Genomic DNA, 9605 nt, shown 5'->3' with positions numbered 1-9605 from the left:
GCTGGCCTGGCTCTCGGTGCGCGCGCTCAGGTCCTGATTGCCCTGCGCAATCTCGGCACTCGCCGTTGCCACGCTCTCGGAGCCCTCACGCACCTGAGACACCACGCGCGCCAGGCTGATTTGCATTTCCTTCAGACTCTCGAGCAACTGGCCGACTTCGTCGGTGCGGCTGTTGTCGATGCGCATGCTCAGATTACCCTGCGACACCTCTCGAGCGACTTCATTCGCTTTCAGCAGTGGCTTGGTGATGGAATCTGCCAGCAGCCACGAAGCGACCACTCCGAACAGGACACTCACAACAGTCAAGGCGACAAGCAAGACACGGCTGGTTTCGTAGTTGTCTTGTATTTCCTTGGCCAGATCGTCGATGTCCTGGCGCTGGAAATTCAAGAGATCCTGAATCTTGCCCGTGTAGACCTTGGAAATGGGCGTGAACTTCTCATCCAGCAGACGATTCGCTTCATCCACTTTGCCTTCTTTCTTGAGCGCAAGGATGGTGTCGCGCGTTGAAAGATAGGCTTTGCGCAGTTCGCTGATCTCGTTGAACAAGTCCTTGTCGCGCTTTTTCTCCAAAGTCTCTTCAATGGCCTTGTGGTACTCCGCCGATGACTTTGTGGAAGCCGCTTGATCTTCCGCGAAAAAGGCGACCAGGGAAGGGTCGCTGCTCCTTGCCGTGGCGCCTGTCCGTCGGATGCCCGTGTGAATGTTGCGATACCAGTCACTGATGAGGCGCTCGGTCTTGATCGGTACGGCGACCATTTGCCGGGTTGCTTCCGCCACGGCGCTCAGGCGATTGATGCTCACCAGGATGGTGACGAAAAAAAGTAAAAGGATGGAGGCGAAACCAAAGCCGACACGCTTGGCCACCGATAAGTTGGAGATGAATGTCGGCATGCGCGTAGCCCTCGTGTTGGTTGAAGTTGAGACGCGGATCTCGTGGTTGATTCGTGAAGAGATGACCGCCATAGGGAAAACTGGTTGACCCTGTCTCAGACAGGTCGCTCTAGTTTGGATATCAGTCGTTCACGGCCTGAAAGCACGTGACGTTCGGCGAGGGTACGTGCCCGCTTGGCGTCGCCGCGCGAAATGGCGTCGAAGATGGCTCGATGTTCCGCGTTGGAGTGCCGCATGTTGCCGGGGGCGTTGAAATAGCTGCGCCGGAAAAGGTGCAGCTCTTTCACATGGTCGTCATACGCCTGATGCGCGCGCTTGTTGCCCGACAGCTCAAGGATCCGGGTGTGGAAATTCAGATTGAGTTCGTAATAGGCTGTGCCATCACCCGCCTCGCAGGCCATGTCCATCTGGTCCAGCAACTGCTCCAGGCCGACACGGTGCTCTTCATCAAGGTTTTGGCTCGCCCGTTCGGCCGCGAAACCGAAGATGAGCGCTCGCAGTTCGTAGATCTCGAGCATCTCCCGCACTGAAATCTGGCGCACGAAGACGCCGCGATTGGGCACCGCCGTCACCAAACCCTGCCCCGCCAGCATGCGAATGGCCTCACGGATGGGGCCGCGGCTGGTTCCCATGCGCAGCGCAAGCGCCGCCTCGTTCAGGCGTTCGCCAGGCGCAATCTCACCGCTGTAGATGAGCTGCTTGAGCTTGGCGGCAATCGCAAGGGGCAAACCTTGCTCGGCTTTTTCTTTGGCGGATTCCATGGTCTGAAGTAGTAATCCGAGCATTTCGATTTGTCCAAATGGTAGCACCCGTCCGCGTCCAGGCGTAGGGGTTAATCATTAAAAATGTCTTTTATTACAACATAAGTGTTGACACTTTTTCTTCAAGAAAAGACACTTCGCCCAGATATCAGCAGCTGTCAGAGATCGTCCAAATCCACCTCATGCCTCACATTCCTGCTTCTCCCGCCCTTTCCCGGTTTCGTGTCGTCGACCTCACCCAAGTGCGTGCCGGACCAACGTGCTGCCGTCAGCTTGCGGATTGGGGGGCCGATGTCATCCAGGTCCAGATGCCCGAACACATGCGAGGTGACGACACCCTTGGCGGGCAAGATGGTTCCGACTACCAATACACCCACCGCAACAAGCGTTCAATCACGCTCAACCTCAAGGAGCCTGCTGGCATCCGGCTGCTCAAGCAGCTGATCTCCACAGCCGACGTCGTGGTCGAGAACTTCCGTCCCGATGTCAAGTTCCGTCTGGGGATCGACTACGAAACCCTTGCCAAGGAGCACCCGCGCCTGATCTACGCCAGCATCTCTGGTTTTGGGCAGACCGGTCCCCTCGCGCAGCGCCCTGGTTTCGACCAGATCGCCCAGGGCATGAGCGGTCTGATGTCGGTCACCGGCAAGCCGGGTGACGGCCCCATGCGCGTTGGCATCCCGATCGCGGATCTCTGCGCCGGCATCTTCGCTGCTCAAGGCATCCTGGTTGCGTTGCTTGAGCGGGAGTCGTCAGGCAGAGGTCAGTTCCTGCACACCTCGCTGCTCGAGTCCATGGTCTACATGATGGATTTCCAAACCGCGCGCGTGCTGATCGATGGTGAAGTTCCCACGCAAGCCGGCAACTACCACCCCACCAGCATTCCCACGGGCGTCTACAAGGCCCGCGATGGATGGATGAACATCGCCGTTTTTGGCTCGAAGATTTGGGAGCGCTTCTGCGACATCCTGGGCGCGCCGGAGTGGGTCACCGACCCTCGCTATCAAGACAAGAGGGGCCGCTCCGTCAATCGTGATTCGCTCAACGCGGAAATCAACCGCCGTCTGGCCGCTCAGGACCGTGCCTACTGGGTCCAGCGCTTCAACGAGGGGGGCGTGGCGTGCGGGTTGATCAATGACGTGAAGGAAGTGATCGAGGAAGAACAGGTCAGGCACTTGGGCATTGTCAAGGAAGTGGTGTCGGCGCATCACGGCCACCAGCGTCTGGTGGGACAGCCCGTGCAGCTGGAGCGCACCCCGAGTCTGATCGTGCGTGCAGCTCCCAAGCGGGGCGAGCACAGCGCGGAGATCCTGCATGAACTCGGCTTGGCGGATAGCGAGATGAAACGTCTGAAAGAAGAAGGGGTTTACTGAGATGGCGCAGATCGATTACCAGTCACCGACCGAACGCGTGCAGAGCTGGCTGGACGCGGATGGCAGCACGCTGCACATCCGCTTCAACAATCCCGAGCGCCACAACGCGCTGTCCGTGGATATGTGGGAGGCCGTGCCGGCATTGCTGGCGCTGGCGGAGCAAGACGAGCGAGTGCGGTTGGTGGTGTTCTCGGGCGCGGGCGAGAAAGCCTTTGTGTCGGGCGCCGACATTTCTCAATTCGAGGACATGCGCGCCGCGCGCGAGGCCGTGGCCCGTTATGAAGAACTCGCTGAGAAGGCCCTGATGGGCATCTATCACTTCAGCAAGCCTACGCTGGCCTGCATACGCGGCTATTGCATCGGCGGCGGCGTCAACGTGGCGATCAGTTGTGACTTGCGCATCGCCGCGAGCGACGCCGTTTTCTCCATACCGGCCGCGCGTCTCGGATTGGGCTATCGCTACTCGGCGATGAAGAACCTCGTGGACCTCGTGGGGCCTGGAGTGGCCAAAGACCTTTTCTTCACCGCGCGTCGAATCGGTGCCGTCGAGGCGAAGGAGGTGGGTTTGATCACGCGTGTTGCATCGCCCGATCAACTGGAAGCGCTGCTCGCCGAATACCGTGAGTCTCTGGCCGCGAACGCGCCGTTGACCGTGCGCGCGGGCAAGGCCATCGTGGCCGAGATCCTCAAGGCCTCGCCAGACATTGATCTGGATAAATGCAAGCAGCTCATCCTGGGCTGCTTCCAAAGCGAGGATTACACGGAGGGGCGCAAGGCCTTCATGGAAAAGCGCAAGCCAGTGTTTCGCGGCCGCTGAGTCCGCACAAGCCTCTCAATGACGACGATGAACGCGATGAAATCTTATTGGATGCAGGTTCATGACGGACAAGGTCAGCTCGAACTTCGTGACACCGACGTGCCCGTCCCCGGCGCAGGCCAGTTGCTGGTGCGCGTGCGTGCTGCTGGCTTGAACCGGGGCGAATTCCTGCTCGCGCACGGTTTACATGCCAAGGGCGGCGGCAACGCGAAGGCCGTGGGCACGGAAGCCGCCGGGGAAGTGGTCGCCTGTGGCGCCGAGGTATCCGCTTGGAAGCCTGGCGATCAGGTCATGGGCCGTTGTCCCGGCGCTTTCGCCGAATACGTGCTGATGGATCAGCGCGAAGCGATGCGGCGCCCATCGCGCCTGAGCTGGGAAGAGGCTGCCGCCATCCCCCTAACGTCGATGGTTGTTCACGACATGCTGGTGCTTCAGGGCCGCCTGCAAGCGGACCAGTGGGTGCTGGTTCCAGGGGTCTCATCGGGAGTGGGTGTCACGGCCATGCTGATGGCCAAGGCGCTGGGTGCGCGGGTGATCGGAACTTCGGGGTCGCAAGAAAAGCTAGACCGCCTGCGTGGTCTCGGCCTGGATCTCGGTTTGAAGACGCGCTTGCCGGACTTCAAGGATGCCGTGCTGCGCGCCACCGAAGGCCAAGGCGTGAATCTCGTGATCAACACCGTCGGTGGCAGCGTGTTCGCCGAATGCCTGCGCTGCATGGCTTTTGAGGGGCGCTTGGCGACGGTCGGATACGTCGATGGCGTGCTCAGCGCGGACCTCGACCTGGAGGCGCTGCACAGCAAGCGCCTGACACTGTTCGGAGTCTCTAACAAACTGCGCAGCACCGCGCAGCGCGCGCAGGGAGTCCCTGCCTTCATCGCGCAAATCCTGCCCTTGATCGAGTCCGGGCGCATCACGCCCTTGGTCGATCAAGTCTTTCCATTTGAACAACTGCCCCAGGCCAAGGCCGTCATGGACGCGAGCAATCACCTCGGAAAAATCGTCCTCGCAGGTCTGCCTTGACGCCACGCGCGGAAGTTCACGAAACCTTCCACAACCTAGAGGAGACATTGGATGCGCAAATTCCTACTCTGGCCGGTCGCGCTCTTGTTGAGCACGCTTGCCTCCACCACATCGGCCCAATCTGCGTACCCGACCAAGCCCGTGCGACTGGTCGTCGGTTTCGCCCCAGGCGGCGCAGCTGACTATGTCGCGCGCACCCTGGGTGATGCGCTGGCCAAGTCACTCGGACAAGCCGTTGTGATCGAGAACAAGGCGGGCGCGGGTTCCAGCATCGCGGCGGAAATGGTGGCCAAATCGCCTGCCGATGGCTACACGCTGTTGATCGCGAGTCCCAGCAGCATTTCGGTGAACCCCGCGTTGAATCCCAAGCTGGGGTACAAGCCCAGCGATCTGAAGCCGGTGACCAAGGTTACCTCCTCCCCCCTGGTGATTGCAGCCAACCTGGAGTCCGGAATCACTTCCATCAAGGATCTGATCGCCGTGGCGAAGAAAAATCCCGGTAAGTTGAATTACGCCACTTCGGGCAATGGCTCGGCACCGCACCTGGGGGCTGCTTTATTCTGCCTGGTCGCAGGTGTGGAGATGACCCATGTGCCCTTCCGCGGCGGTGGTCCTGCTATCCAGTCCTTGGTCGCAGGTGACACGCAGATCACTTTCGGAACTCCCCCGTCGGTGTTGCCTTGGGTCACGTCGGGTCGCCTGAAGGGGCTTGCCGTCAGCACACGTGAAGGCACGCCGCTTGTGCCCGATTTGCCCGGCATGCGTGAGGCTGGTCTGCCCGACTACAACATTGAATTCTGGTATGGCTTCTTCGTGCCGGCAGCCACGCCGCAGCCGATCGTGCAGAAGATCTTCGATGCCACTCGCGTCGCCTTGCAGCAACCCTCGGTCAAGGCGGCACTGGTCCGTGAGGGCACGGAAGTCTCGCTGTCCAGCTCACCGGCGCAGTTCAGCGCGTTCCTGGTCAACGACGAAAAATTCTGGGTGCGCTTGGTGAAGGAAGCGGCCGTCAAGATTGAATGACGGGGCCAGCGAGGTAAAACCTCGCACCTCAGCCCAATGCTGCAGCACTTCCCGCGAGGTTCCGCGTTCTCGGCTCAAGCCTAGCGCTTGAGCTGGGTCTGGGTGACCGCGCTTCTTGTCACTTGCTGCGGGTGGTCAGAGTAGTCTGACGGGCCGCGCCGTGAACGCAGCGCGGCAAACGGCGCGGCACCCTCGTCATTGAAGGCTCCTTGCTCGCTAAACGGGAGGCGCAGGCGCGCGCCAGACCATCGTCAGCGCGGCCTCTCCCCGGTCCTTGGGCGCGGAAATCTCCACGCCATCTGAAGCACATCAATCCCCTGGGATGTTTATTTCTGGCCGATGAAAAAAGTGCCAGCGAATCTTCTTTTTGTTTAGAGGCACCACACCGGCCTGTTTATACAGTTGCGCCAGCCAGGAACGACTCCCCGCGCAGAGGGAGCGCTGGCCCTTGGTATTCAACGATAACAGGAGACAACTGTGAGCAAATCCGAGTGCAATCGGAGCAGGCATGCGCGGCACGCGAGCGCTGGGGCGGTCGTCGCTGGCATGGTCCTGTTCGCAGGGCCCGTGCTGGCTCTGGATCTCAACCCCGATGGCGAGTGGCAAGCCCGCTGGGACAACACCGTCCGCTACAGCGCGGGCTATCGGCTCAAATCGCCTTCCAAGGCGCTGATTGAACCAGTCGCCGAGAAGGCCAACAGCGATGATGGCGACCGCAACTTTGGACGCGGCTTGGTGTCCAACCGCATCGACCTGCTGAGCGAGTTCGACATCCAGAGAGACGGGTATGGCTTGCGCTTGTCCGGCGCGCTTTGGTACGACGATGTCTATCACCAAGGCAATGACCATGATGCCGCGATCTCGGCGAATCGCTCCAGCGGGGACTACAACGAGTTCTCATCCGGCACGCGCGACATCGCCGGCCAGAAGGCTGAAATGCTGGACTGGTTCGTTTTCGGGCGAAACGACATCGGCGACGCCCGGCTCTCTTACCGCCTCGGTCAGCACTCCCTGATCTGGGGAACCAGCATGTTCTTCGGCATGAATGGCATTGCCAAGGGCATGGCGCCGATCGACGTCTACAAGCTCAGCATTCCCGGCACCCAGGCCAAGGAAACCACGATCCCCGTGCCCCAGCTGTCGACGACCCTGGAACTGACCGACAGCACCAGCATCGAGGCTTACGTTCAGTTCAAATACCGCGCGACACGCCTTCATCCGTCGGGCAGTTACCTCAGCAGCACCGACATGCTGGGCCCCGGTGCCGAGCGCATGTTCATCGGATCCCCGACCGCGAACCGCTGCGGCAACACGGCGGTGCCGATTGGACGACGCTTCAACAACTGCTACCTCGACTACGCGGGCACCGACGAGGGGGATCAGCGCAACAACTTTGGCGTTGCCTTGAACACCCGCAGCGACTTCCTGAACGCGGACCTTGGCTTCTACGCAGTGAGCTATCGCGATACATCGACGATCATCCAGACCAACACCTCGGGCCCCTCCGCCGGCACCTATAAATTGATCGTTCCCACGGACCCTGTGCGAGCCTTTGGTTTGAGCATCGCCCGGCTGATCGGCAGCGCCAATGTCGGGCTGGAAGTTTCGGTCCGCGAGAACCAGCCGCTGGCGGCCAAGGAAGGTACGGTCACCGGCGCGGATCCCGACTACGTGACCGGCCGCACGGAGCATGTGAATCTCTCTTGGACGCTGCTCGGTGGCAAGAGCGCTCTTTGGGATGGCTACAGCTTCGTCGGGGAGCTTGCCGCCAATCACGTGCGCAGCATCGACGACGTTCGCACTGCAGTTGCGGGTCGATACGCCATTGGAACCGAGAAGGTCAACGACGAAAAGAACGTCAGCAGCAGCGGCATGCGCGTGATCTTCACTCCAACTTGGTACCAGGTGGCCTCGGGCCTGGATGTGAGCCTTCCCGTCAATCTGGGCTGGGCGTTCAAGGGCAACTCGATGATCGACACGTCCTTTCCGTTTGGCGGTAGCCCAGATCGGGCCGGCGAGCTGATCCTCGGGGTGAACACGGTCTACCTGAACCGCTGGACCGCCAACTTGTCCTGGATCAACTATCTGGGCGAGGCTGACGACCAGCCCCTGCTGGACCGCGACTACCTGCGATTCAGCATGCAGACTTCCTTCTGAGCACGCCCGCCGCGCCGGAATTGAGGGCGCGGCCTGCCGTGCAGAACAATGATTCGGAGACCCATCATGCAAATCTTCTTCCCGCTCCATTGGCGCGTGCTGTCCTTGGCTTTCCTGTGCGGCGCGCTGCTGTCCGCGGGCGCGGCCAACGCCGCGCCGGAGGACGCCGCCGCGCTCAAGTCCGGAACGCTCACGCCGTATGGCGCGGAGCGCGCTGGCAATCAGGACGGAACCATTCCCGCCTGGGATGGCAAGGCCCCCCTTGTCACGGTGAGTGGCACGGGCAAGCGCAGCGACCCCTATGCGGCTGACAAACCGCGTCTGACCATCACCGCGGCCAATATGGCCGCGCATGCCGCGCAATTGAGCGAGGGCACGCAGGCCCTGCTGTCCAAGGTGCCGGGCCTCCGGCTGGATGTCTATCCGACTCGGCGCAGCGCCGTTTTTCCACAGGCCATCTACGACCATGTGCTGAAGAACGCGGGGCGAGCCCGGCTGACCAACGATGGTCTAACGGTTGTCGGTGCGTTTGGCGGCATTCCCTTCCCGGTGCCCAAGAACGGTCACGAAGCGATCTGGAACCACATGCTGAGTTACCGTGGTCAGATCACCAGCTTCACCGCTGACAAGTATGTGATCACGGCGGGTGGTGACCAGATGCTGACCAGCCGCCAGAAGACGGCCCTGATCTACCCCTACTACAACCTGGGCGGGCAGGCGGAGAAATTCGATGGCGAGTGGGCGCGCGCGCGCATCAACATCACCGAGCCGCCAGCCAACGCCGGCCAAGCTTTGATGACCATCGACTACGTCGACAATTACACCAAGCCCAAGGACGGTTGGCAGTACCTGCCGGGACAGCGCCGTGTGCGCAAGTCGCCCTCCATCGCCTACGACACACCCGATGGTTCAGCCGCCGGTCTGGCGAACTTCGACGACGTCAATTTGTACATCGGCGCTCAAGACCGTTATCAGATGAAGCTGCTGGGCAAGCGCGAGCTCTACGTGCCCTACAACAACAACGGGCTGATGACGAGACCGATCAAGGACGTCCTCGGCAAGAACGCGCTCAACCCCGAGGCCTTGCGCTGGGAGTTGCACCGCGTCTGGGTGGTCGAAGCCACCCTGCGCGAGGGCAAGCGGAACACCGCCGCCAAGCGCCGCCTCTACCTGGACGAGGACACCTGGCAAGCCGTGCTCGCGGACAGCTGGGACCCGCAAGGCAAGTTGTGGAAGACAGGGCAGGCCTTCACGCTGGTGGCGGGTGATCAGCCACTCGCCACGACGCTGAGCTATGCCTGGTTCGACCTGATCGCGGGTGGGTGGGTCTATGCCGGCGCGGTCAACGAGACTGGTGCCGTGAGCTATCGGTCCTATGACGACAAGCAAATGAACGGCTTCACGCCCGCGGCGCTGTCCAGCGGCGGGGTGCGCTGACCACGTTTTCCCGGCATGCCCGTCCCATCCGCGCCCGCGGGATCCATCGATCCGCGGGCGCGCGGCCTGTGGGAAAGCGTGTGCGACCGGGTGCCAGACCCAGATATCGGATCTTGATCATGA

General features: G+C 61.3%; 8 protein-coding genes. 6 read left to right on the top strand and 2 right to left on the bottom strand.

Going from position 1 to position 9605, the window contains the following annotated elements; translation table 11 throughout:
• A partial coding sequence (locus HGR_RS12150) for an MCP four helix bundle domain-containing protein (protein WP_006298561.1) occupies positions 1-894 on the bottom strand: 894 nt, incomplete at its 3' end.
• Positions 895-989: 95 nt separating this feature from the next.
• Positions 990-1655, bottom strand: a complete 666-nt coding sequence (locus HGR_RS12145; protein WP_006298560.1) for a GntR family transcriptional regulator — start codon at positions 1653-1655, stop codon at positions 990-992.
• Between the two features lie 182 nt (positions 1656-1837).
• On the opposite strand from HGR_RS12145, the gene HGR_RS12140 reads away from it, so the two are divergent.
• The 6 genes from HGR_RS12140 to HGR_RS12115 all read left to right on the top strand — a co-directional run bounded on the left by HGR_RS12140 (position 1838) and on the right by HGR_RS12115 (position 9482).
• A complete protein-coding gene (locus HGR_RS12140; RefSeq protein WP_039853412.1) occupies positions 1838-3028 on the top strand; it encodes a CaiB/BaiF CoA transferase family protein in 1191 nt (396 codons plus the stop codon).
• 1 nt (position 3029) lies between these two features.
• Complete coding sequence (locus HGR_RS12135; protein WP_006298558.1) at positions 3030-3845, top strand: enoyl-CoA hydratase; 816 nt, start codon at positions 3030-3032, stop codon at positions 3843-3845.
• Between the two features lie 36 nt (positions 3846-3881).
• Positions 3882-4865, top strand: a complete 984-nt coding sequence (locus HGR_RS12130) for a zinc-binding dehydrogenase (protein ID WP_039853410.1) — start codon at positions 3882-3884, stop codon at positions 4863-4865.
• A 51-nt stretch (positions 4866-4916) separates the two neighbouring features.
• Complete coding sequence (locus HGR_RS12125) at positions 4917-5888, top strand: Bug family tripartite tricarboxylate transporter substrate binding protein (RefSeq protein ID WP_006298556.1); 972 nt, start codon at positions 4917-4919, stop codon at positions 5886-5888.
• 477 nt (positions 5889-6365) lie between these two features.
• Positions 6366-8045: a DUF1302 domain-containing protein gene (locus tag HGR_RS12120; protein ID WP_319946216.1), complete on the top strand. Its 1680-nt coding sequence runs from the start codon at positions 6366-6368 to the stop codon at positions 8043-8045.
• Between the two features lie 66 nt (positions 8046-8111).
• Positions 8112-9482: a DUF1329 domain-containing protein gene (locus HGR_RS12115; RefSeq protein WP_006298554.1), complete on the top strand. Its 1371-nt coding sequence runs from the start codon at positions 8112-8114 to the stop codon at positions 9480-9482.
• Positions 9483-9605: the final 123 nt, after the last annotated feature.

Origin of the sequence: Hylemonella gracilis ATCC 19624 (genome assembly GCF_000211835.1) — a bacterium.
GTDB classification, from domain to species: Bacteria; Pseudomonadota; Gammaproteobacteria; order Burkholderiales; family Burkholderiaceae_C; genus Hylemonella; species Hylemonella gracilis.
Note: the sequence above shows the minus strand (reverse complement) of the source record. Positions and strands in the feature narration are given on the sequence as shown.